The 22,108-nt window shown below is 51.8% G+C and carries 21 protein-coding genes and 1 pseudogene; 12 read left to right on the top strand and 10 right to left on the bottom strand.

The window, feature by feature from the left end:
* Positions 1–155 precede the first annotated feature (155 nt).
* Both ACHHZ6_RS16120 and ACHHZ6_RS16125 read right to left on the bottom strand, forming a co-directional pair.
* Positions 156–1,061 carry an aminoimidazole riboside kinase gene (locus tag ACHHZ6_RS16120; protein WP_395122682.1) on the bottom strand — a complete coding sequence of 302 codons (906 nt, stop codon included), beginning with the start codon at positions 1,059–1,061 and terminating at the stop codon, positions 156–158.
* Positions 1,062–1,130: 69 nt separating this feature from the next.
* Positions 1,131–1,880 carry an SDR family NAD(P)-dependent oxidoreductase gene (locus tag ACHHZ6_RS16125; RefSeq protein WP_395122684.1) on the bottom strand — a complete coding sequence of 250 codons (750 nt, stop codon included), beginning with the start codon at positions 1,878–1,880 and terminating at the stop codon, positions 1,131–1,133.
* A gap of 105 nt (positions 1,881–1,985) precedes the next feature.
* Between ACHHZ6_RS16125 and ACHHZ6_RS16130 the strand changes: the two genes are divergently transcribed.
* A complete protein-coding gene (locus ACHHZ6_RS16130; protein WP_395122686.1) occupies positions 1,986–2,624 on the top strand; it encodes a TetR/AcrR family transcriptional regulator in 639 nt (212 codons plus the stop codon).
* 40 nt (positions 2,625–2,664) lie between these two features.
* On the opposite strand, the gene ACHHZ6_RS16135 is transcribed toward ACHHZ6_RS16130, so the two are convergent.
* Positions 2,665–3,528, bottom strand: coding sequence for a DUF2971 domain-containing protein (locus ACHHZ6_RS16135; RefSeq protein ID WP_182271466.1), 864 nt, complete (start codon positions 3,526–3,528; stop codon positions 2,665–2,667).
* A 271-nt stretch (positions 3,529–3,799) separates the two neighbouring features.
* Here ACHHZ6_RS16135 and ACHHZ6_RS16140 point away from each other — a divergent pair, with 271 nt between their 5' ends.
* The 7 genes from ACHHZ6_RS16140 to ACHHZ6_RS16170 are packed head-to-tail and all read left to right on the top strand — an operon-like array spanning position 3,800 to position 10,631.
* Positions 3,800–4,654: a MurR/RpiR family transcriptional regulator gene (locus ACHHZ6_RS16140; protein WP_395122688.1), complete on the top strand. Its 855-nt coding sequence runs from the start codon at positions 3,800–3,802 to the stop codon at positions 4,652–4,654.
* Between the two features lie 12 nt (positions 4,655–4,666).
* Complete coding sequence (gene ddpX / locus ACHHZ6_RS16145; protein WP_395122689.1) at positions 4,667–5,242, top strand: D-alanyl-D-alanine dipeptidase; 576 nt, start codon at positions 4,667–4,669, stop codon at positions 5,240–5,242.
* 15 nt (positions 5,243–5,257) lie between these two features.
* A complete protein-coding gene (locus ACHHZ6_RS16150) occupies positions 5,258–6,790 on the top strand; it encodes an ABC transporter substrate-binding protein (RefSeq protein WP_182271469.1) in 1,533 nt (510 codons plus the stop codon).
* 23 nt (positions 6,791–6,813) lie between these two features.
* Positions 6,814–7,836 (top strand): ABC transporter permease, encoded by a 1,023-nt coding sequence (locus tag ACHHZ6_RS16155; protein ID WP_182271470.1) that lies wholly within the window; start codon positions 6,814–6,816, stop codon positions 7,834–7,836.
* The gene (gene ddpC / locus ACHHZ6_RS16160) at positions 7,833–8,729 is read left to right on the top strand and encodes a D,D-dipeptide ABC transporter permease (RefSeq protein ID WP_395122692.1); all 897 of its coding nucleotides are present in this window, start codon (positions 7,833–7,835) and stop codon (positions 8,727–8,729) included. The genes ACHHZ6_RS16155 and ddpC overlap by 4 nt, the downstream gene beginning before the upstream one ends.
* Positions 8,726–9,712 (top strand): ABC transporter ATP-binding protein, encoded by a 987-nt coding sequence (locus ACHHZ6_RS16165; RefSeq protein WP_182271472.1) that lies wholly within the window; start codon positions 8,726–8,728, stop codon positions 9,710–9,712. The genes ddpC and ACHHZ6_RS16165 overlap by 4 nt, the downstream gene beginning before the upstream one ends.
* Positions 9,705–10,631, top strand: coding sequence for an ABC transporter ATP-binding protein (locus ACHHZ6_RS16170; protein WP_182271473.1), 927 nt, complete (start codon positions 9,705–9,707; stop codon positions 10,629–10,631). The genes ACHHZ6_RS16165 and ACHHZ6_RS16170 overlap by 8 nt, the downstream gene beginning before the upstream one ends.
* Before the next feature lie 217 nt (positions 10,632–10,848).
* Here the strand turns inward: ACHHZ6_RS16170 and ACHHZ6_RS16175 are convergent, their stop codons facing one another.
* From ACHHZ6_RS16175 to ACHHZ6_RS16195, 5 genes and pseudogenes are all read right to left on the bottom strand, one after another.
* Positions 10,849–11,238: a hypothetical protein gene (locus ACHHZ6_RS16175; RefSeq protein WP_395122695.1), complete on the bottom strand. Its 390-nt coding sequence runs from the start codon at positions 11,236–11,238 to the stop codon at positions 10,849–10,851.
* 8 nt (positions 11,239–11,246) lie between these two features.
* On the bottom strand, positions 11,247–12,425 hold the full coding sequence (locus tag ACHHZ6_RS16180; protein ID WP_395122696.1) for a hypothetical protein: 1,179 nt from the start codon (positions 12,423–12,425) through the stop codon (positions 11,247–11,249).
* A gap of 3 nt (positions 12,426–12,428) precedes the next feature.
* A complete protein-coding gene (locus ACHHZ6_RS16185) occupies positions 12,429–12,953 on the bottom strand; it encodes a PAAR domain-containing protein (protein WP_395122698.1) in 525 nt (174 codons plus the stop codon).
* A 55-nt stretch (positions 12,954–13,008) separates the two neighbouring features.
* Positions 13,009–13,133, bottom strand: a pseudogene (locus tag ACHHZ6_RS16190) (resolvase); the annotation flags it as partial.
* Between the two features lie 9 nt (positions 13,134–13,142).
* Positions 13,143–14,024 carry a LysR family transcriptional regulator gene (locus tag ACHHZ6_RS16195; RefSeq protein WP_395122700.1) on the bottom strand — a complete coding sequence of 294 codons (882 nt, stop codon included), beginning with the start codon at positions 14,022–14,024 and terminating at the stop codon, positions 13,143–13,145.
* A 111-nt stretch (positions 14,025–14,135) separates the two neighbouring features.
* On the opposite strand from ACHHZ6_RS16195, the gene ACHHZ6_RS16200 reads away from it, so the two are divergent.
* The 3 genes from ACHHZ6_RS16200 (at position 14,136) to ACHHZ6_RS16210 (ending at position 17,098) form a co-directional block, all read left to right on the top strand.
* Positions 14,136–14,987, top strand: a complete 852-nt coding sequence (locus ACHHZ6_RS16200; RefSeq protein ID WP_182271477.1) for a Vmh family MBL fold metallo-hydrolase — start codon at positions 14,136–14,138, stop codon at positions 14,985–14,987.
* 100 nt (positions 14,988–15,087) lie between these two features.
* Positions 15,088–15,225: a stationary-phase-induced ribosome-associated protein gene (sra, locus tag ACHHZ6_RS16205; protein WP_182271478.1), complete on the top strand. Its 138-nt coding sequence runs from the start codon at positions 15,088–15,090 to the stop codon at positions 15,223–15,225.
* Positions 15,226–15,400: 175 nt separating this feature from the next.
* The gene (locus ACHHZ6_RS16210) at positions 15,401–17,098 is read left to right on the top strand and encodes an NAD-dependent malic enzyme (protein ID WP_182271479.1); all 1,698 of its coding nucleotides are present in this window, start codon (positions 15,401–15,403) and stop codon (positions 17,096–17,098) included.
* 548 nt (positions 17,099–17,646) lie between these two features.
* Here ACHHZ6_RS16210 and ACHHZ6_RS16215 read toward each other — a convergent pair.
* Positions 17,647–18,069 carry a hypothetical protein gene (locus tag ACHHZ6_RS16215; protein WP_182271480.1) on the bottom strand — a complete coding sequence of 141 codons (423 nt, stop codon included), beginning with the start codon at positions 18,067–18,069 and terminating at the stop codon, positions 17,647–17,649.
* Positions 18,062–19,513 (bottom strand): PAAR domain-containing protein, encoded by a 1,452-nt coding sequence (locus tag ACHHZ6_RS16220; RefSeq protein ID WP_182918429.1) that lies wholly within the window; start codon positions 19,511–19,513, stop codon positions 18,062–18,064. The genes ACHHZ6_RS16215 and ACHHZ6_RS16220 overlap by 8 nt, the downstream gene beginning before the upstream one ends.
* 872 nt (positions 19,514–20,385) lie before the next feature.
* Between ACHHZ6_RS16220 and ACHHZ6_RS16225 the strand changes: the two genes are divergently transcribed.
* Positions 20,386–22,095 carry an ABC-F family ATP-binding cassette domain-containing protein gene (locus ACHHZ6_RS16225; RefSeq protein ID WP_182918430.1) on the top strand — a complete coding sequence of 570 codons (1,710 nt, stop codon included), beginning with the start codon at positions 20,386–20,388 and terminating at the stop codon, positions 22,093–22,095.
* Positions 22,096–22,108 lie beyond the last annotated feature (13 nt).

Below are 22,108 nucleotides of genomic sequence, written 5' to 3' on the forward strand. Positions count from 1 at the left end.
GGAAGATTTTTATATTTGCTAAATTGCTAAACCGGTTTAGGTTGCTGATACTAAACCGCTGAATTTTGGATCGGCAATGTTTTTTGCTAAACCGATTTAGTAAGTGTGATCAAGGCAACAATTCAGGCCACCGGATGGCGGCCTGTGGGGGAAAATTACAGTTCGTGGTGGTATGGCAGAGCGGTCATCGCCCCTTTGGCCGTTGTGGCAAGTGCGCCGCAGCGCTGAGCTAAACCTATGATCAGGGCAAGAGCACCACTGGCGGCGGCTCCGGACGAGGCCAGACCGTAGAGAAGCCCTGCCACGAAAGCATCACCTGCGCCGGTGGTATCAACGCACTCCACCGGTGTAACCGGATAGTGAGTCACCGTGCCCTGGTGCCAGGCAAGCACCCCCTCTTTCCCCTGTGTCACCAGCACCAGGCTGGCCGGACAGTGACGCATCAGCGCGAGTAGCCCGTCTTCCACCCGCGTATCTCCGGTTAAAAACTGAAGTTCTTCGACGGAGAGTTTCACCACATCGGCGCTGAGCAGTGCCTGTTCAAGGCAGTGGCGCAATTCATCATCGTCCTGCCAGAGATCGGGGCGAATATTGGGGTCGAAACTGACAAAACCGCCCGCCTGTCTGATGGCTGCCATCGCCTTGAGTGTCGCGGAACGGCTGGGTTCAGCGCTGAGGGCAATCGAGCAGACATGCAGCCACTCTCCGGCCTGAAATGGTGGGATATCATCGGGTGCCAGGAACAGATCTGCGCTCGGTCGCACCATAAACGTAAACGAGCGTTCCCCCTGTTCGTCCAGGTCAACCACCACTGTCGAGGTGCGGTGTGCAGGATCGCGGCGCATCCACTGCACATCAACCTGTTCATCCGCTAACGTTTTCTGCATAAAGCGGCCAAAAGGATCGTCACCCACTCTGCCGATAAAGGCGCTTTTTCCGCCTAACCGGGCGACGCCAACCGCCACGTTTGCCGGTGCGCCACCGGGGCATTGCAGCAGTTTGCCCTCACCATCCGGCAGGAGATCCACAACCGCATCCCCAAGCACCCAGATTTTTTCCATGTCATCCTCTCAGCTAAACTATGTTAAACCGTTTTAGCTATTTAAGCACAGGTGTCACAAAGGGGAAACCTAAACCTGGGCCCATCCCCCGTCAACGCACAGTTCTGACCCGGTAATGTATGAGGAATCTCCGGATGCCAGGAAAAGAGCGCCCCTGGCAATTTCATCCGCAGTGCCACTGCGATGCATTGGTATCAGGGTATGCAAATGTGCATTCGATTGTTCGATCATTTCTTCACTCATACCCACTTTTCTGGCCTGGTCAGTATCAATAAGACCCGGTGAGAGTGCGTTAATACGAATGCCAGAATCAGAAAGTTCTGCCGCAAGCGATCTGGCTAATGAGCGAATGGCGGCTTTTGTTGCCGAATAGACGCTGACATACGGCTGGCCTTGCTGATTCAGCGTCGACGTGGTCAGAATGACAGAACTCCCCCGGTTCATAAGGGGGATAAGTTTTTGCACTGTAAAAAAGGTGCCTTTAAAGTTCGTGGTGACCGTAAAATCAAAGTCTTCTTCGGTAATTTGCGTAAACAGCCCCGGTCGGCCACCGCCAGCATTGGCGAAAAGGATGTCAACGTGACCATAGTGCGTTTTGACATAGGTACAGAGGTGCTCTATGTCCGCCATAACAGAAATATCACTGCGTACCCTGTCAATCTTACCGCCAGAATACTGACCTGCTGAATCCAGTCTGGACTGATCCCGGCCAGTGATCACCACTGTCGCCCCTTCCTGACTAAACAGCTGAGCCGTTGCAAGCCCGATACCGTCACTGCCGCCAGTTATTACTGCAACTTTCCCGTCCAGCTTACCCATATATGCCTCCTGATATTCATATTCCCCTTCAGCTCATGATGGGGATTGAGCGAAAGGCGTCGGGAAATTATTATATGAATCATTCTTCATGTTTTGGATTCGCTTATGGCTAAGGTTTCATCCCAACAGCTCAAGCGCCGCAGAATGCCGCGTCAGGAGCGATCCCTCGTGACAGTCGACGCAATATTTGAGGCAACCATTCAGGTTTTGTTAGCTGAAGGCCCAATACGTCTTAACACTACACGTGTTGCTGAGCGGACAGGTGTTTCAGTCGGTACGTTGTATCAGTATTTTCCTAACAAACAATCCTTGCTGCTGGCCCTGCTGGAACGACATCTGATATCCCTTACCCATATTGTTGAAAATGCCTGCCATGAAAATTTGCATGCTGAGTCAGATAAAATTGCTTCTGTCGTCGTCAGGGCCTACCTTGAGGCCATTATGACGCATGCTGAGGTTTCTCCCGCGCTCTATTACATTGCGGTAGATTTGGATGCCGGCAAATTGCTTGATGGCGCAGTCCAAAAAAGTGTTCAGGCAATTGAGAAATTACTGGCATCGGCCAGTGATAGTCATTTCAGCGAATGTCATGTGATTGCCCAGACGATGGCGGCCGTCCTTTTCGGAACAGTCCCGGTATTCTGTATGAGAGTGATGTCCGCCAGCGCGGGAGTGGAAGCTGAGCGACAACTGGTGCTGATGTTCCGTGCTTACCTTACTGCGCATAAGCAAGGTACCGTTTAATGATGCCCTCTTACAGGCATCATTCAGCACCGCACCGCCATCACCCCCGATACGGGATGGTTGATGGCGTGATCTTGACGTCAGAGTAGCCATTAACGTTGAGTAGCAGTTCGATGCCCTTTCGCACTAGCGTAAAATCTTCACATGGCCCTACTTTTATCTCTCGCAATGGCAATTTATTTTCTCCGGTGAGCAAAACCGGAATATAAGGAATAATCATTTTATCGTCAGTTCTGAATTTTATTTTATTATCCCTGCACAGATTTCTGATAACAATTCGGTACTCTTCTTCCTCGCTAAACCCGCTGTGCTTAAAGAACGGTGTCACCTGCGAAATGATATGCTGAAGGTACGCAAACTGGTCAGGTGCATCAGTACCCACCTCTTCAACAAACTGCGCGTAACCGTCAATGTGACTCTGGAGCTTGTTTTTTAGCTCAAAAGTTTCTTCGGGTCGGTTATAGGTAACACTATCATTTATCATGTAATAGTGATCCAGCCTAATTCCCTTATCCGGCGTTGTATTCTCACGTTTAATGAACGCTTCAAAACTATTCACCAGCAGGGTCTGATCAAGCACCAGCGATACGCCCTGTGCTTTTCCATAACCCCGCCATTGACTCAATAAATCAGGGTTGCGGCAAAAACTCACCGTAAAAATATCATTGATATCTCGTTCTTTGATGCGATCGATCGCATCGGTAAAATCCTGATTCCAGTCGCTAAATAAGGGCGATGGCTGCATAAACCTGATGGCCTTTTTGGCGCAGTCCAGGCCATGAACTAATTCAGACTTATCATTCATGAAAGCCAGGTTAGTGGCCCAAAACGAGCCAGATCCAATGATACCAATCAGTCCAGTTAAATCAGTGTAATGACATAATGTGTTGTTTTGATCGTTCATAAAATTCAGTCGTCCCCTTCTGATTTACCGTGCCCCTATCCTAACAAAAATGTGAAGACACTGACGTATTCACCAAATTCCGCCCCTCCTGGTCAGACAATGCACCAAAAGTGAACTACGCTGCACAAATGTTGATCATTGGTTAAATAAATATTGCATTAACTTTGCAGCGCAGGCGGTGTGACACGCTCTGTGAACATGGCATGCGTCATGCATTGTTAATCAGGTAACACAAATCCGGCGTTTGACAGCCTGTTAACAGCGAGGCGGTATGACGACAAAACCCGAAGTGCTAAGCCGTATCGAAGCAACCTTTAGCCAGCTCACCCCCAGCGAAAAGCGGGTCGCAAGCTGGATGCTGGCTCACGCCGCGCAGATCCCGTTTGAAACGGCGGAAAGCGTGGCGCTGACCACGGGCACCAGCGGGATCACTGTAGGTCGCTTCCTGCGCAAGCTGGGTTACCGCAATCTGGAAGATGCCAAAAAAAGCCTGCGCGATCCGTATCAGCCCTGGGGAATGAACGAGCGCCTGGACTCCTGGCAGCAGCAACAACCGCTGTCAGACCGCGTTCAGCACTCGCTGTCGCTGGAGGTGGATGCGATTACCCATGCCTATCAGCTGGCGCAAAGCGATACCTTTAAGCAGGTCGTTCACCAGCTTACGCATGCGGATGCCGTATTTGTGTTGGGCATTCAGTCTACGCGTGGGATCGCCAACGCATTCTTCAGCCATCTGGAATATCTGCGCCCTCGCGTGAGCTATTCCGAAGGGTTATCCGGCAGTTGGGTCGACTCGCTGAACTCGGGGTTTTCGCATCCTTACGTCGTGCTGACGGATACCCGCGCCTACTCTGCCATTGCCCGGCAGTATTGCCGGGTCGCCAGTGAAAAAGGGATCCCGATGGTGCTAATCACCGATATCTGGTGCCCGTGGGCGCGGGATTACCCCATTGATTTACTGCAGGTGAAAACCGATACCGGCCATTTCTGGGATTCGCTGGCACCTGTGAGTTGTCTGTTCAACCTGCTGCTGTCAGGCGTGGTGGAAGCATTGGGTGATGCCCTTCCCGACCGTCTGGCGGTAAACCGACAATTACAACAAGAGTTTGGTCAATTCGAACGCTAAAGGAGCGGAGCTATGCCCGAAGAGTGTCAACTGGTTGATGTGGCGAAAACCTTTCCTTCGCTGCATATCGATCTGAAATACGCCACCGCCGACAACATTACCGGCCGGCCAATTTATCAGGAAGCCCGGTGTCTGCTGCACACCGATGCCGTTACTGCTCTGGCAAAAGCCATCAGTATCGCGACGCTGGCTGGGTTAAAACTGGTGGTCTACGACGCCTACCGCCCACAACAGGCCCAGGCACAACTCTGGGATGCCTGCCCGGATCCCGAATACGTGGTTGATGTGGCGACAGGCTCTAACCACAGCCGGGGGACTGCCATCGATGTCACCCTGATGGATGAACACAACACTGTGCTGGATATGGGGGCCGGGTTTGACGAAATGCACGACCGTTCACACCCGTATCATCCGTCACTCCCTCCCCATGCCCAGCGCAACCGCCTGCTACTCAACGCCATCATGTTTGGCGGCGGCTTTGTGGGGATCAGCAGTGAATGGTGGCATTTTGAGCTGCCGAACGCGGCCCGTTATCCCCTGCTTAAAGATCGTTTTGACTGTTTCCCGTTGACGCACACATCCCTTTAACACTGGAGCACGGCTATGAAAACAACAATGCTTACCATGCTTATCGCCGCCACGCTGGCAATGAGCGCACCTGCCGCGCTGGCGGCTGTCCCGAAAGATATGCTGGTGATCGGTAAAGCGGCCGATCCGCAAACGCTCGACCCGGCGGTCACTATCGACAACAACGACTGGACGGTGACCTATCCCTCCTATCAACGTCTGGTGAAATACAAACCGGGCACGACTGAAGTGGAAGGCGATCTGTCAACAGGCTGGAAGGCATCCGATGACCAGAAAGAGTGGACCTTCACTCTGACGGACAAGGCAAAATTCTCCGACGGTTCGCCGGTCACCGCGGAGGCGGTCAAACTTTCGTTCGAGCGTCTGCTGAAAATCAGCCAGGGGCCGTCGGAAGCGTTTCCGAAAGATCTCAAAATAGATGCGGTTGATGACCACACGGTGAAATTCACCCTCAGCCAGCCGTTTGCCCCGTTCCTCTATACGCTGGCAAACGACGGAGCCTCGATAATCAACCCCGCGGTATTGAAAGCCAATGCCGCCGATGATGCGCGTGGTTATCTGGCGCAAAACACCGCGGGTTCCGGCCCGTTTATGTTGAAAAGCTGGCAGAAAGGTCAGCAACTGGTACTGGTGCCTAACCCGCACTGGCCGGGCGATAAACCACACTTTAAGCGCGTCTCGGTGAAGATCATTGGTGAAAGTGCTTCGCGTCGCCTGCAGCTTTCCCGGGGCGATCTGGACATTGCCGACTCCCTGCCAGTGGATCAGCTTTCAGCCCTGAAACAGGAAGGTAAAGTGGCCGTGGCGGAATACCCATCCCTGCGCGTGACCTACCTGTATCTCAACAACAGCAAAGCGCCAATGAACCAGGTGGATTTGCGCCGGGCGGTTTCCTGGGCGACGGATTATCAGGGGATGGTGAACGGTATTCTCAGCGGCAACGGCAAACAGATGCGTGGCCCAATTCCTGACGGTATGTGGGGCTTTGATGCCACCGCCATGCAGTACAGCTTCGACGAAACCAAAGCCAAAGCGGCGCTGGAGAACGTAAAAGACAAACCCGCCAGCCTGACGTTCCTCTACTCCGATAACGATCCGAACTGGGAGCCGATCGCCCTTTCTACCCAGGCGAGCCTCGGTAAACTGGGGATCAGCGTCAAACTGGAGAAACTGGCTAACGCCACCATGCGTGACCGCGTAGGCAAAGGCGATTACGACATTGCCATCGGCAACTGGAGCCCGGATTTCGCCGACCCGTACATGTTCATGAACTACTGGTTCGAGTCAGACAAAAAAGGTCTGCCGGGCAACCGTTCGTTCTATGACAACAAAGAGGTCGACGCCCTGCTGCAGGCCGCCCTGAAAACCACCGACCAGGCAGAACGCACCAAAGACTACCAACAGGCCCAGAAGATTGTGATCGACGAGGCGGCCTACGTTTATCTGTTCCAGAAGAACTACCAGCTGGCGATGAACAAAGAGGTCAAAGGCTTCACCTTTAATCCGATGCTCGAGCAGGTGTTCAATATCGCCACCATGAGCAAGTAACGGTTCTCGCCGGGAGAAAGTGTATGACGTTCTGGAGCATTGTGCGCCAGCGCTGCTGGGGGTTACTCCTGGTGGTGGCCGGTGTCTGTATCATTACTTTTATTATTTCACACATGATCCCCGGCGATCCGGCCCGTCTGCTGGCCGGTGACCGTGCCAGCGACGAAATTGTACAAAGCATTCGCCAGCAACTGGGGCTGGATCAGCCGCTGTATATCCAGTTTGGTCGCTATGTGGATGCCCTCGCACACGGTGATTTGGGCACCTCCATCCGTACCGGACGACCGGTGGCGGAAGATTTGAAAGCCTTTTTCCCCGCCACGCTGGAGCTGGCATTTTGCTCTCTGCTGCTGGCGCTGGTGATTGGTGTACCGTTGGGGATCTTATCGGCGGTGTACCGTAACCGCTGGCTGGATCACCTGGTGCGGCTGATGGCGATGACCGGGATCTCCACCCCCGCATTCTGGCTGGGGCTGGGGGTGATTGTGCTGTTCTACGGCCATCTGCAAATTCTGCCAGGTGGCGGTCGGCTGGACGACTGGCTCGACCCGCCTGCACACATCACCGGTTTTTATCTGATAGATGCCCTGCTGGAAGGTAACGGCGAGGTCTTTTTTAACGCCCTGCAACACCTGATTTTACCCTCGCTGACGCTGGCGTTTGTCCACCTGGGGATTGTGGCACGCCAGGTGCGCTCTGCCATGCTGGAACAGCTCAGCGAGGATTACATCCGTACCGCCCGCGCCAGTGGTTTGCCTGGCTGGTACATCGTTCTGTGCTACGCGTTACCGAATGCAATGATCCCATCAATTACCGTACTGGGGCTGGCACTGGGGGATCTGCTCTACGGTGCCGTGCTCACCGAAACCGTCTTTGCCTGGCCGGGGATGGGCGCGTGGGTAGTGACCTCCATTCAGGCGCTCGATTTCCCTGCGGTAATGGGCTTCGCCGTGGTGGTCTCGCTGGCTTATGTGTTAGTCAATCTGGTGGTTGATCTGCTCTATCTGTGGATTGACCCGCGAATCGGGCGCGGAGGTGCCGAATGATGTTGACTCAGGAAACGCCCGTCCCCGTTAAAATCACCAAACCGCGCATCGACTGGGCAAAGCTGTTCTGGATGCTGCGTAAAAGCCCGCTCACGCTGATTGGTGGCGTGATTATGATCCTGATGCTGTTACTGATGGTCACGTCGCCGTGGATTGTGCCGCATGACCCAAATGCCCTGGATCTGACCGCCCGGCTGCAGGCTCCGTCGGCACTACACTGGTTTGGTACCGACGAAGTAGGACGCGATCTGTTCAGCCGCGTGCTGGTGGGGAGCCAACAGTCCATCACTGCCGGGCTGGCGGTAGTTGCTATCGCGGGGGGCATTGGCTCGCTGCTGGGGTGCTTGTCCGGCGTGCTGGGTGGACGCGGTGACGCCATCATTATGCGTGTAATGGATATCATGCTCTCTATCCCCTCGCTGGTGCTGACAATGGCGCTGGCGGCGGCACTTGGACCGAGCCTGTTTAACGCCATGCTGGCGATTGCGATTGTGCGTATTCCGTTTTACGTGCGCCTGGCCCGCGGGCAAACGCTGATCGTCCGTCAGTTTACCTATGTACAGGCCGCCCGTACCTTTGGTGCATCGCGCTGGCATTTGATCAGCTGGCATATCCTGCGCAACGCGCTGCCGCCGTTGATTGTGCAGGCCTCGCTGGACATCGGTAGTGCCATTCTGATGGCCGCCACGCTGGGGTTTATCGGCCTGGGGGCGCAACAGCCCACCGCCGAATGGGGGGCAATGGTGGCCGTGGGCCGTAACTATGTGCTCGATCAGTGGTGGTATTGCGCCTTTCCGGGGGCGGCGATCCTGATCACTGCCGTCGGTTTTAATCTGTTTGGTGATGGCATCCGCGACCTGCTTGATCCGAAATCAGGAGGGAAACCGTCATGAGTGGAACCGTATTATCCATTGAAGATTTGCACCTGAGCTTCCCGGTTTTTCGTGGTGAAGTCCATGCGCTCAACAACGTCTCACTGGAGATCGCCCGGGGCGAAATTGTCGGTGTGGTTGGCGAATCCGGCTCGGGAAAATCGGTCACAGCGATGCTGGCAATGCGTCTGTTGCCGGAAGGCAGCTACCGGGTTCATCACGGGCAGGTGAAATTGCTCGGCGAAGATGTGCTGAATGCGTCAGAAAAACAGCTTCGCCAGTGGCGCGGCGCAAAAGTGGCGATGATTTTTCAGGAACCGATGACGGCACTGAACCCAACGCGACGAATTGGCAAACAGATGGTTGAAGTGATCCGCCAGCATCAGCCACTCACCCGCAGCGAGGCGCAGCAAAAAGCGATTACCCTGCTGGAAGAGATGCAAATTCCGGATGCAACGGAGGTGATGGATCGCTATCCGTTCGAACTTTCCGGCGGCATGCGCCAGCGGGTCATGATCGCCCTGGCCTTCTCCTGCGAGCCGGAGCTTATCATCGCCGACGAACCGACAACCGCCCTGGATGTGACAGTGCAACTTCAGGTACTGCGATTATTGAAACATAAAGCACGTGCCAGCGGCACGTCTGTGCTGTTTATCAGCCATGATATGGCCGTGGTCTCACAGCTCTGCGACCGGATGTACGTCATGTACGCGGGCAGTGTGATCGAAAGCGGCACCACGCAGACGCTGATCCAGCATCCCGTTCATCCTTATTCCATCGGTCTGCTGCAGTGCGCACCGGAAAACGGCGAACCACGCGAAATGCTACCGGCGATCCCCGGTACGGTACCCAATCTCAGCCAGTTGCCACGTGGGTGTGCTTTTCGCGAGCGCTGTTTCGCCGCTGGGGCGAAATGTGGTGAAACACCGCGCTTAATGCCCAATGGTGCAGAAGGCCAGCGGGCTGCCTGCTGGTACCCGCAACAGGAGAAACACCATGTCTGATGTCTTGCTGGAACTGGATAGTGTACACGTGAACTTCCCTGCGCGTAAAAACTGGCTGGGCCGCGTAACGGAGCAGGTACATGCGCTCAACGGAATGGATTTGCAGATCCGCCGGGGCGAAACGCTGGGCATTGTGGGGGAATCTGGCTGCGGAAAAAGCACCCTGGCACAGCTGCTGATGGGAATGCTCAAACCGAGCACCGGGGCATGCCAGCGGACAAACTCCGCAGGCGGTATGCAGATGGTGTTTCAGGATCCGCTCTCCTCGCTCGACCCGCGTCTGCCCGTCTGGCGCATCATCACCGAGCCGGTGTGGGTGCAAAAACGCAGCAGTGAACGTGAACGTCGTCAGCTGGCGGAAGACCTGGCGCAGCAGGTGGGCATTCGACCGGAGTACCTTGACCGCCTGCCACATGCCTTTTCCGGTGGACAGCGTCAGCGTATCGCCATTGCCCGGGCGCTCTCGTCCGACCCGGACATCATCGTGCTGGATGAGCCGACCAGCGCGCTGGATATCTCCGTGCAGGCGCAGATCCTGAATTTACTGGTGAAACTGCAACAACAGCGCAACCTGACCTATGTCCTGATCTCTCATAACGTTTCGGTCGTCCGGCACATGAGCGATCGCGTGGCGGTAATGTATCTGGGGCAGATTGTGGAGCTGGGAACCGCCGCGCAGGTACTGGTCAGGCCCCGCCATCCTTATACCCGGTTACTGCTTGATTCCGTCCCCAGAACCGGCGAACCGCTGGATGAGGGGCTGGCATTGCGCAAAACAGAACTTCCCGGCAACCGTCACCTGCCCGTCGGGTGTTATTTCCGTGACCGTTGTCCGCTGGCAACCCAGGGGTGCGAACGCCCGCAGGCACTACAACCGTCAACCGAAGGCCGAACGGTACGCTGCTGGCGTAATGTCTAATGTAAGCAGATCGCCGCCAGGGCGGCGATCTCACACCTCAAATTTGTGCCATCCCGCCATCAACAAACAGCTCGGTAGCATTGATAGGGCTCCGTTTGGGAAACGGAAAATATTGCACGTTAAGGTCGTTTTTTAACCACTGAGATGTGAGAAAACCGCTCTCTGAGCGGATTCTCGTATCTTGATGAACGATGCTGAAAGCACCGCTCAAACGATCTTAAAAAGAACCTTCCGAATCTTTGATCTTAATAGTATATGTTTTATCAAATTCCCCACCTGTCGCTACATTAGTGCCAAACAATCCGCCTGAAACTCGTACAGTGACGATCCCCGGTTTTACTGGTACTCCCTGAATCCTGACGCAATTGTGAGCTGGAGAATCATTACAATACCTTAAAGTTAATCCTGTATCGGATGGAGTTATTTCACCTACGAATCTTTCTTTTCCACTAGAATCTAAAGATGATACAGCACCACCATTTATATTTATTTCACTGGCATACGGCGTTCCTACTATAGCATCGTTAAGTGAATTACCATCAGGTGTAACATCAGCATGTAAAGTACATGCTGATACGGTAAATGAAACAAAAATAACAGAAAACATTCTCATGGTTATTTTAATGGTTTGAAAACCACCCCCCCAAAGAATCTATTGATAAAAAACTGTAAATCTTTTTTCTGTTTGATCCAGTTGAATGACTTCCCCCAGGAAAATAATTTTAAATCAACATACCCATTATCATCCTGTGTTACAGTACCATCCCATACAATCCAGTGCGTAGGTAATGTCGTGTTGTTTGTACTACCGTCAAGCAGTCCATCATTTATTAATGTCACAACTTTATAGCCTTGCTCTACATACTTATTTAAATCTCTGATTCCCTGGACACCTGCCTGAGTGATATCTACATTACTGAACACCTTTTCATAACCGGCCTTTTCAAACCATTCCGTCAGTGTTTGCCACATTGTGATACCAGCCACTGGCGAATCAAGAGCATCAAAGCTCAGCATGGTATTCTCTGAATCCCTGAGCCCAGCCAGCGTCATCCAGTCAATCCCTAGGATCCTTGGCTGACCTCCGCTTGTATAAAACATACCTGAAGGGTGTTTACACCCTTCGCCAGGGGAGATTGTCAGTGCACCTATTTTAGTCTTTCCATACCGCCATAGTTCCCTGGCAGCTTGTGCATATACATCAGGACGATCCATTTGAACACAGTAAAAAAATGCAGCAGGTCCACATACACTTGCCCTATCCTGATAAGGGTAAGAATAATGATAAAATTTGTCGTTTATCTCAGATTCAATTTTGTTTTTTTCAAACGGATCCAGCGGTGTTCCTATAGGATATTCTTTCGCTATAAATTGACGTTCCGGTGTGGTGATTTTAATCTGCTTTGTTTCGCCCCCCTGACTCTCAGGTTTCATTGTCCCTTTTGACTCAAAATAACAGGGGTTTTCCCGCTTCACCGGAGACCAGGCTTTGCCTGATGCAAATGCTTCCAGTGTGTACATCTTAGTGAACGGAACGGGCGTCACACAATGTGTATACAACATGGTTTTTCGGTAAAGCTTCACTTCCATAATATAAATGGCCGAGAGTGGCTCGTTTATATTTCCGGTCATATGACTCTGTGTTTCATAATTTCCCTGAAACGGCTGTTGCTTCACATCAATCAGGGGGGATTTATTCCTTTCGGAGTCCATGCGGTAAATACACAGGTCATACCGGAGATAATCAGCAGGAACATTAGAGTTAATACGTGTACTGAGGTGGTAAACAGCCATAAGTTAATCCATTAATATATGCAGGTTAATATTTTCAGCGGATTCGGCATAATGCCACCCCGTAACCCCGTACTCATCGGTAACGCCAGCTTCAGAACGTCCGTCCGGAAACATCAGGGTGTAACGACAGCCAGCCATTAGCTGGCCATCGTCACCGGCGCACTGAAAGCGAATACAGTTCCGGGCGCTGGCATCCAGGGTCTGCAGCACCGGGACAGACGACTGACGGGTATTGCGGAAGGTCAGAGAGCCAGTACCTGTGCTGGTAGACTGTGTGGCTGAACCGTAAACATAGTGATCGGGGCAACGGCACAGCACTCTGTCACCCGTGGCAGCATATGCTTTGCCTTCTTCTGCCCAGTCCTGTGCAGAGGCAAGGATTTCAAAATACCCGTTGCATTTGCTGCATGATGCCTTGTCGCCAGTCCGGGCTATTGCTTTACTTTCTTCGAACCAGGACGCGGTGGCAGAAATAATCTCACCATAACTCGTTTTGTCGCCAAGGCAGGCCAGTGCTCTTGCCATCATTAATTCCACAATATATAAGAGGTTATACTCACCGGCATCATACAACAATCACAACTTAACCAAAATCGCTCGCTTCTGATTGTCGGTACAACGCCTGGATGCGCATATCGGTGAAGGGCTGTATCCTGTTGCATCCGCTGTTTCCCTGATACTCAGTTTCTTGACCTGCCGCTTGATGAGAGTCGCCCCTCATGGATCTGCCAGGTTACGGGCCAGTTCGTCAAGAAATACGCGCAGCGCGGCGGGCTGATATTCACGGGATTGATAAATACCATAAATAGCAAGGGACTTAGGTTTTAACGTCGTCAGCACGGGCACCAGTTCCCCTCGTTCAAGTGCAGTCTGTGCTTCCCGTTCCGGGAGCATGGCTATCCCGCAGTGATTCACCGCCGCCTCCATCAATAACGACGAGATACTGGCGCTGAGATTGCCACTCACGGCCACGCTCAGGTTCTCGCCCTCCGGCGTCAGGAAATGCCAGGACTGTCCAGCAAAAAAGCTGTAATGCAGGCAATTATGTTGCGCCAGATCGTCAGCACTGTCGGGGGTACCGTGCGTTGCCAGATACGCAGGTGAGGCACACAAAACGGAGCGGCACTCCCCCAGTCTGCGGGCAATCATGCCGGGTTCCGGGTTATCGGTGATGCGAATCGCCACATCAATACGCTCGCCCACCAGGCTTACCGGATGGTTGTTCACATCCAGCTCTACACGCAACTGCGGGTATCTGGAAAGCAGACCGGGCAGCACCGGGGCAATCATATGCATGGCAGTAAAATGCGCGCAGGCTACCCGCAGCGTGCCGGAGGGTAAATCTTTCGCCGACTGATCTTCAATTTCCTGCGAGATTTGTGAAAGCGTGCGTGTTTTTTGCAGCACTTTTTCCCCTGCGGCGGTCAGCGTCAGCTTGCGCGTCGAGCGGTTGACCAGCCGCGTCCCCGCCCACTTTTCCATTTGTTCCAGATAGCGACTGACCATTGGACGGGAGATCCCCAGCGCACGCGCGGCGGCACTCAAACTCCCCAGCTCACAAATACGGTTGTAGACCTGAGCGGCAATAACGCGATCCATATAAAGCTCCATTTGCTCGATTTATGAAACAAAGCATGTCTTGTTTCAGGAATTCTGGCAAATGAAGAGATCGGTACAATAGAGACTTTCCTGAAGAACAGAGACAACAGAATGAAAATCACCCGCCTTGCAGTGCTGTGTACCCTTTTTACCCCAGCCGTTTTTGCTGCACCGTTAACCATTGATACCTATAACCCACAGGAGAAAGGCATTTTTGCTGTCTCTTCCACGCTGGTTTCCGGGCCGAAAGAAGCCGTTCTGTTTGACGCGCAGTTCAGCGTAAAGGATGGCGAAGCGCTGGTGGAAAAAATCCGCCACAGCGGTAAAACGCTGAATAAGATTGTGATCACCTCCGGCGATCCAGATTTTTATTTTGGCCTGCAGCCACTGGTCAAAGCGTTCCCGAATGCCAAAGTCGTGGCCACTCAGCCGGTGGTTGACCACATCAAGGCCACCAAAGACGCCAAACTCGCATTCTGGGGACCACAGATGAAAGACGGTGCGCCAACGGAGCTGGTTGTGCCGCAGGTTCTGGCCTCCACAACGTTCATGGTTGATGGCGAGAAAATTGATATCGAACAGGCGAACAGCTACGCCGCATACGTGTGGATCCCGTCGGCAAAAACAATCCTCGGCGGCACCGGCGTCTCCTGGGGTATTCACGTCTGGACGGCGGATACCCAGACCCAGGCAAGCCGCAAGCAGTGGCAGCAAACGCTGGATGACATGGCAGCCCACCAGCCAGAGCGCGTGATCCCGGGCCATTATCTCGGTACACCTCCGGCAGGAACCGGCGCTATCGACTTTACCCGCCAGTATCTGCAGCAGTTCGAACACGCGCTGGCTGAACATAAAGATTCTGCAGGGGTGATCGCCAGCATGAAAAAACAGTGGCCTAACCTTGCTGAAGCCAGCTCGCTGGAGCTGAGCGCCAAAGTGAATACCGGTGAAATGAAATGGTAAGCTGAAAACCTGCTACGCTTGATGGGCAACCTAAGGGGTTACATTTCGTTCACGAAAGTGAACTTGTCCTTAAAACTATCAACAGGATTGAGGAGTTAACATGAAATCGAACCGTCAGGCACGCCATATTCTGGGGCTGAACTACAAGCTTTCAAACCAGCGCAAAGTGGTGATTGAGGGCGACATCGAAACGCAGGTCACCCACGCTACCGGCAGAAAACGCCACGCAGGCAAGTAAGTTCCAGTAAAAGATCTGCAACACCATCGGCAAAACCGATGGTGTTTTTTTTATGTGTTGCGGTAATTAACATTTAGCTCCTTTATAATACCTCCCGACCGAACCCCGCAGCACAGGCCAGAAAGATGACAAACAGCAGTGTCAGGGACGGATCTTCAAAAAAAGAGTGAGTGACATGGACAACAAACTGAAAAAACATCGTTCCTTATATATCCCGTATGCCGGGCCGGTTTTACTTGAATTCCCCCTGCTGAACAAAGGCAGTGCCTTCAGCATGGAAGAGCGCAGCAGCTTTAACCTGCTTGGCCTGCTGCCAGAAGTGGTTGAAACCATCGAAGAACAGGCAGAACGTGCCTGGATCCAGTATCAGGGTTTCAAAACTGAAATCGATAAGCACATCTACCTGCGTAACATCCAGGACACCAACGAAACCCTCTTCTACCGCCTGGTGCAAAACCATCTCGAAGAGATGATGCCGGTGATCTACACCCCGACGGTCGGTGCGGCCTGTGAGCGTTTCTCTGAGATTTATCGTCGTTCCCGTGGCGTGTTCATCTCTTATCAGAACCGTCACAACATGGACGATATTCTGCAGAACGTGCCAAATCACAACATTAAAGTGATCGTGGTGACTGACGGCGAACGTATTCTGGGTCTCGGTGACCAGGGTATTGGCGGGATGGGGATCCCCATCGGTAAGCTTTCCCTCTACACCGCCTGCGGCGGTATCAGCCCGGCGTACACCCTGCCAGTGGTACTGGATGTGGGCACGAACAACCAGCAATTGCTGAACGACCCGCTGTACATGGGCTGGCGTCATCCGCGTATTACCGACGACGAGTACTATCAGTTTGTCGACGATTTCATTCAGGCCGTGAAACAGCGCTGGCCGGACGTGCTGTTGCAGTTTGAAGACTTTGCGCAGAAGAACGCGATGCCGCTGCTGAACCGCTATCGCGATGAGATCTGCTCGTTCAATGACGATATCCAGGGCACTGCAGCCGTGACGGTCGGTACGCTGATCGCTGCCAGCCGTGCGGCAGGTAGCCAGTTGAGCTACCAAAAAATCGTCTTCCTCGGTGCAGGCTCTGCGGGTTGCGGTATTGCCGAGCAGATTATTGCCCAGACGCAGCGCGAAGGCCTGAGCGAAGAACTGGCCCGCTCCCGCGTCTTTATGGTTGACCGTTTCGGTCTGTTGACCGACGGCATGCCAAATCTGCTGCCGTTCCAGACTAAGCTGGTGCAAAAGCGCGACAACCTGAAAAACTGGGATACCGACAACGAGGTGCTCTCCCTGCTGGACGTGGTGCGCAACGTGAAGCCGGATATTCTGATCGGCGTTTCCGGGCAGACCGGTCTCTTCACCGAAGAGATTATTCGCGAAATGCACAAGCACTGCGAACGCCCTATCGTGATGCCGCTGTCTAACCCAACCTCCCGCGTGGAAGCCACGCCGCAGGACATCATCGCCTGGACCGAAGGTAACGCGCTGGTTGCCACCGGCAGTCCGTTTGATCCGGTGGTGTGGAAAGACAAGACCTACCCCATTGCCCAGTGCAACAACTCCTATATCTTCCCGGGTATTGGACTGGGTGTTATCGCTTCCGGGGCGTCACGCATTACCGACGAAATGCTGATGTCCGCGAGTGAAACGCTGGCGAAATACTCTCCGTTGGTTAACAACGGTGAAGGTCTGGTATTGCCGGAGCTGAAGGACATCCACAAAGTGTCTCGCGCTATTGCGTTTGCAGTAGGCAAGATGGCGCAACAGCAAGGTGTGGCAATCAAAACCTCTGCCGATGCATTGCAGCAAGCCATTGATGATAACTTCTGGATGCCGGAATACCGCAGCTATCGTCGTACCTCGATTTAACTACGGTTACGGACGGCCCTCTCTCCGGGTTCCCCACAAATTACAGATTGGCACAGAATACCCCCTCTCCCTTGAGGGAGAGGGCTGGGGTGAGGGGGAACATAAGGCAGCGGTGGTCATTCCGTTCACTTTATGTTGATTGCTGCTCTGTAACGACGACACAGGTGAACGTGCCAGGGCGGTTCACCGCCACCGCCCTGGCAACCCGGGCTCCCGGCAAGAAAATCGCCGCTGCGCTATGGCTTGCATAAGAATTGCAAATGTCGCCATTTGTGGGGGCATCTTACGTCCGTGAATGAGTCGATCATCAACACGGCAATGAACCCTGTTTACCATCAATATATCCTTATTTATGTAGATTAATCTCTCTTGAAACGTTCAAACATTTCAATAATTAGAATATAGACATCCAATTTAATGTTCGTGACAGAGTTCAATAAGTAAATTATCAGAATGAGTGATATTTGTTGAGGGAATGATACTTTTTAGGATAAAAACAAGCCCACCAAGGGCTTGTTTTTATTATTTTAGAGATATTTTCAATATATTCATAGGTTAATATGATGAATAATTTTCATTAAAGCCAAACCCACAACTATAAGAATTGCTCCAATTATTGCAAGATAATGCTCTATTAAGAATGGTCTAATAAGATGTTTGGGTAATCCACGGATAAATTCTTTATCAACATCTGGCATGTGAATTGAATTCTTATTACTTAAGATTGGCATCATTATAAATTGTCTTTTTACTGCATATCCATAATTAAAATATAGTATATTCAACATGTTTTTATCAGAGTCTTTGAAAAGCGTAATAGCCTCTGGCAAACTACCGTGTTTTTCTTTATATAAAATACAAATTTCGTCATATCTTTTCCGATTCAATGCAGATAAGATAAAACTACAACAAATAAGAAAAAAGCCTAGTAAACTGAAGGTGATAAATATCAAATCGCTTACTTTAATCATCGTTTGTGATCTCATAAAGTCGTTTGCCTAATTTTTCTCCATCAGAGGATAAAACCGCCTCACTCCCCCAACCTATACCCCCTGCAACACCAATAGTACAGAGTAAAGCCCCTGCACCTCCAGCTTCAAACGTAGCTGCACCTAACACAAGGGAGCATATTGCTCCTGATGCCCCTCTTTCTACTATTTGTTCAGCTATGTATCCTCCAGCCAGGCTACCGGAAAATTCCCCAATAGATGTAAAGGCAGTTTTAGCACAATCTTTGCCCAGGGCACAGGCTTCTGTAATTTTCGATGCTGTATCTAATGCAGCCAGGCCAACGCCAATCTTCCCGGCAGTTTCCATTAACTTGACATACTTCGCCAGCTTCTCGATGTGAGTCGCATAACCTTCGATATCGCTTACCCCTGTTTCATTCCAGCGATGGGTAATTGCATGGGTTGAGAGTCCAAGTGATTTTTTGAGGTCGGTATATTCATTGAACATGAAACGGTGCTTTGAGAACATTTTAAGGACGCTATCAAGCTGACCAAGCAACTGACGGCGCTCAACGTAAAACTGCTCACTGATCAACGCGCCGCTGGTGATGTAGTGGTTTTGATAGGATTTCTCGATACTGACAAGGATATTTTCAACCTGCTGGAAATATCCCTTTGCTGCTTCTGTGACCTGTCCTGAGTACCCGTAAATTTCGCTGGTTTTACTGGCAGCGGCTGCAAACATTTCAATGGTATCTTTATTTTTAAACAGAAATCGCGCTTGCTGATGTGAAAGCGGGGCCAGGGCTGTATCAATTCGTTCCTTCGCAGCTTGCAAGTGCGCTATTTGTTTCTCGTCCTGCTTCTCCGGGTCAACAATGAGCAGGATAGAACCGGCTTTATACTGTTTATCTTCACCGTTCAATGAAAGATACAGTTCGCGCACGCCATTTGGTGGATTTAGAAACAGATAGGGGTCATATGCTCGGGTGTGGCTTCCATATGGGAGTATACAATACCCGGCATCTACTGATTCGCGCTGTTCTTTCTCTTTCATTGGCACAGGGGAAATTGGTTTTGGAGGTGTGGCTGCTGGTGGCTGAGGAGAGAAAGTTGGTTCTGACGTCGGTTTTGGTGCTATCGGGGTTGGTATGGACGATTGAAGTCTTTGAGGTCTGGATACAGGCTCATCACCATAGGACATCGAATAATCAGAGGGGATAAATTCACATTTACAATCACAACTTCCCCGACTATGCAAAGTACCTGCTGCTGCTACACCATCTATAGAATAGAACGGAATTCCGCCCAAAATGGTATGAACTTGTTTATCAACTCCACATATGTATTTATCTCCATTTCTGGCTGTACGTTGCCCTGATAATGAATGTCCCGCATAACCTGTAATGATTGAGCCACCACATGTTGTTTGACAGCCCACAGTCAAAAAATATCCTCTCGCCATGATATCATCCTTAATTAACAGTATTATTTAAATTTGACATTCTCCATGTATTCAATTCCCGTTAGCTGAGCCGCTAATAATTAAGTGCCATTTTAACTGTAAGATAATATACATTTTACATAAGAGAATTGAGGGGTGGATCACATTTATTGCGTGGGGAAAAGTAACGAAAAATTAAATTATCATCACCAGGAATTATATGTTGCATATCATTCTTGGTGATGATGATTACTGTTGAATAACTGATTTAGAACTTCATTAACTCATGTGGTTTATTTTCCCATTTAAAAAGCACTTATTTTTTGCAAAACCAGTATTTCACAAGGACACTGCCCACCGCAGAAAAAGATTAGCTGTATGAAAACAGCTACATCGGGATGAAAAAACATTCTGAGTTTCTTTCAACAGAAAAGCCAGTTCGTCAAAACTAAGAAATCGTTCGCCTATATATGCTTCATCTTCTGAAATCTCTAACACCGGAATTGAAATCAACGTGTTTATACTTAAATTATCTCACTCTTTGTTCAATTTTTTTGACTTCCTCCCCTGTGGGAGAGGGGTGGAGTGAGGGCACCAGACTGCACCGTCTGACCTTCTCCCTCTGGCTAAATCCTCTTTCCCCCGCTACACTCCTTTCATCCATTAACCCACTGAATATATAAGGAGGCCAATTATGCTGTACTGTGAAATTTTCAATGTTTCACATACATTTGGTGATCGCACCTGCTCAGGCGTTATCGATATCGTGCTGCGATAACTTCGGCTTGAGCGAAGACACCGACCCCTGAAATCCCTTCTCTCGGGCTTACTGAGTTATCGTCAGCGATGTTTGACGAGGCATAAACATGCCTGTAACTCCTGGGTAAGCAATAATGAGCACTTTACTCACTGCACAATCTTTACGTGTTGATACGGCGTTTGGCACGCTCTTCGACGCCCTCTCCTTTACGCTGAAAAAAGGCGACCGCATTGGTCTGCTGGGTGATAACGGCTGCGGTAAAAGTACGCTGTTAAAGATCCTGGACGGCACAAACTCGCCTGCTGCCGGAACGGTGGCGCTGGCCGGGCACTGCCTGATGGCGCGCGTTGAGCAACATCTGCCGGACGCCATTTATCCGCTGACTATGCTGGATGCGGTGCTGGCGCAACTGTCGTCTGCTGAACGAGACAACCTGCGCTGGAAAGCAGAAACCCTACTGGCCGGAATGGGCTTCACACCAGAGGATATGGCATTACAATCGGCCACATTGAGCGGTGGCCAACATACGCGTCTTCTGCTGGCAAGAGCGCTTATTAGCGATCCCGATCTGCTCCTGCTTGATGAGCCGAGCAACCACCTCGATTTGCCAACGATGCTCTGGCTGGAACAGTTTTTACAGAACTGGTCTGGCAGCTTTGTGCTGGTCTCGCACGACAGACAACTGCTGGACGCCGTCACTAACGGTAGCTGGATCCTGCGCGATAAGACGCTGCACTACTTTGCGCTTCCCTGCTCGGCGGCGCGCAAGGCGCTGGTCGCAAAAGACGAAAGCGATGCGCAACGCCATAAGGCTGAACAAAAGGAAATCGACCGCATCACGACCAGCGCCAAACGGCTGGCAACCTGGGGCAAGGTCTACGACAACGAAGATCTGGCCCGCAAAGCCAAACAGATGGAAAAACAGGTCGAGCGGCTGAAAGAGAACCAGACGGAAGTCACCGTAGGCAGTCAGTGGACATTAACCCTGCGGGGCGACGCGCTGCGGGCCGACCGTCTGCTGGAGATGGAACGTCTCGGTGTTCCGCCCGCTCCAGGGCTGCCGGATCTGTTTAATGTCGACATTGCCAGGCTGAAAAGTGGCGATCGGGTGGCGATCGTCGGGCGTAACGGCTGCGGTAAATCGTCGTTGATGAAACTTATCTGGCGACATTTTACCGATGCGCTAACGGACGCCAGGCTGAAAATCCATCCGCGTGTCTCGCCAGGTTATTACGATCAGACGCTGAACCAGCTGCCGGACGATACCTCGCTGTTTGATGCACTGGAGCCTTTTGCACCCGATCCGCAGAATCGCAAGATGGCGCTGATCGGTGCCGGGTTCCCGTGGGCGCGTCACGGACAAAAGGTCAACACGCTCAGCGGCGGCGAGCGTTCTCGCCTGCTGTTTGTTGGGCTGACGCTTGCCCGTTATAGCCTGCTGATGCTGGATGAACCGACCAACCATCTGGACATGGAGGGCAAAGAAGCGCTGGCCGACACTCTGCAACAGTTTGAAGGTGGTGTGCTGCTGGTCAGCCACGATCGTCAGTTGATTAGCCAAAGCTGTAACCGCTTCTGGTTGATTGAGGATGGCATGCTGAGCGAGTGGCATGATGCCGAAGCCGTATTCGAAAGGCTGCGTGAAAGTGCAGGCCTGACATACCAGGCTGAGTCATCACCGCCGGTGGAAAACGCCCCGGCACTGTCGGACGATCTGCTTGAACGGCTGATTGCACTGGAAACGCTGCTTGCGGAGGATGTCGCGCGTAAGCCGAAACATCAAAAGCCGCAGCTGCAGGCGCAATGGCGTAAAGAGATTGAGGCAATAGAAGCACAGCTTTAACGTCTGCGCCCGG

Source organism: Enterobacter cloacae complex sp. 2024EL-00214 (assembly GCF_043945575.1).
Taxonomy (GTDB): domain Bacteria; phylum Pseudomonadota; class Gammaproteobacteria; order Enterobacterales; family Enterobacteriaceae; genus Enterobacter; species Enterobacter cloacae_P.

Excerpts from the sequence above, each read along its gene's own strand:
- ACHHZ6_RS16120 (WP_395122682.1), bottom strand. The coding sequence starts at position 1,061 with ATGGAAAAAATCTGGGTGCTTGGGGATGCGGTTGTGGATCTCCTGCCG.
- ACHHZ6_RS16125 (WP_395122684.1), bottom strand. The coding sequence starts at position 1,880 with ATGGGTAAGCTGGACGGGAAAGTTGCAGTAATAACTGGCGGCAGTGAC.
- ACHHZ6_RS16130 (WP_395122686.1), top strand. The coding sequence starts at position 1,986 with ATGGCTAAGGTTTCATCCCAACAGCTCAAGCGCCGCAGAATGCCGCGT.
- ACHHZ6_RS16135 (WP_182271466.1), bottom strand. The coding sequence starts at position 3,528 with ATGAACGATCAAAACAACACATTATGTCATTACACTGATTTAACTGGA.
- ACHHZ6_RS16140 (WP_395122688.1), top strand. The coding sequence starts at position 3,800 with ATGACGACAAAACCCGAAGTGCTAAGCCGTATCGAAGCAACCTTTAGC.
- ddpX (WP_395122689.1), top strand. The coding sequence starts at position 4,667 with ATGCCCGAAGAGTGTCAACTGGTTGATGTGGCGAAAACCTTTCCTTCG.
- ACHHZ6_RS16150 (WP_182271469.1), top strand. The coding sequence starts at position 5,258 with ATGAAAACAACAATGCTTACCATGCTTATCGCCGCCACGCTGGCAATG.
- ACHHZ6_RS16155 (WP_182271470.1), top strand. The coding sequence starts at position 6,814 with ATGACGTTCTGGAGCATTGTGCGCCAGCGCTGCTGGGGGTTACTCCTG.
- ddpC (WP_395122692.1), top strand. The coding sequence starts at position 7,833 with ATGATGTTGACTCAGGAAACGCCCGTCCCCGTTAAAATCACCAAACCG.
- ACHHZ6_RS16165 (WP_182271472.1), top strand. The coding sequence starts at position 8,726 with ATGAGTGGAACCGTATTATCCATTGAAGATTTGCACCTGAGCTTCCCG.
- ACHHZ6_RS16170 (WP_182271473.1), top strand. The coding sequence starts at position 9,705 with ATGTCTGATGTCTTGCTGGAACTGGATAGTGTACACGTGAACTTCCCT.
- ACHHZ6_RS16175 (WP_395122695.1), bottom strand. The coding sequence starts at position 11,238 with ATGTTTTCTGTTATTTTTGTTTCATTTACCGTATCAGCATGTACTTTA.
- ACHHZ6_RS16180 (WP_395122696.1), bottom strand. The coding sequence starts at position 12,425 with ATGGCTGTTTACCACCTCAGTACACGTATTAACTCTAATGTTCCTGCT.
- ACHHZ6_RS16185 (WP_395122698.1), bottom strand. The coding sequence starts at position 12,953 with ATGATGGCAAGAGCACTGGCCTGCCTTGGCGACAAAACGAGTTATGGT.
- ACHHZ6_RS16195 (WP_395122700.1), bottom strand. The coding sequence starts at position 14,024 with ATGGATCGCGTTATTGCCGCTCAGGTCTACAACCGTATTTGTGAGCTG.
- ACHHZ6_RS16200 (WP_182271477.1), top strand. The coding sequence starts at position 14,136 with ATGAAAATCACCCGCCTTGCAGTGCTGTGTACCCTTTTTACCCCAGCC.
- sra (WP_182271478.1), top strand. The coding sequence starts at position 15,088 with ATGAAATCGAACCGTCAGGCACGCCATATTCTGGGGCTGAACTACAAG.
- ACHHZ6_RS16210 (WP_182271479.1), top strand. The coding sequence starts at position 15,401 with ATGGACAACAAACTGAAAAAACATCGTTCCTTATATATCCCGTATGCC.
- ACHHZ6_RS16215 (WP_182271480.1), bottom strand. The coding sequence starts at position 18,069 with ATGATTAAAGTAAGCGATTTGATATTTATCACCTTCAGTTTACTAGGC.
- ACHHZ6_RS16220 (WP_182918429.1), bottom strand. The coding sequence starts at position 19,513 with ATGGCGAGAGGATATTTTTTGACTGTGGGCTGTCAAACAACATGTGGT.
- ACHHZ6_RS16225 (WP_182918430.1), top strand. The coding sequence starts at position 20,386 with ATGAGCACTTTACTCACTGCACAATCTTTACGTGTTGATACGGCGTTT.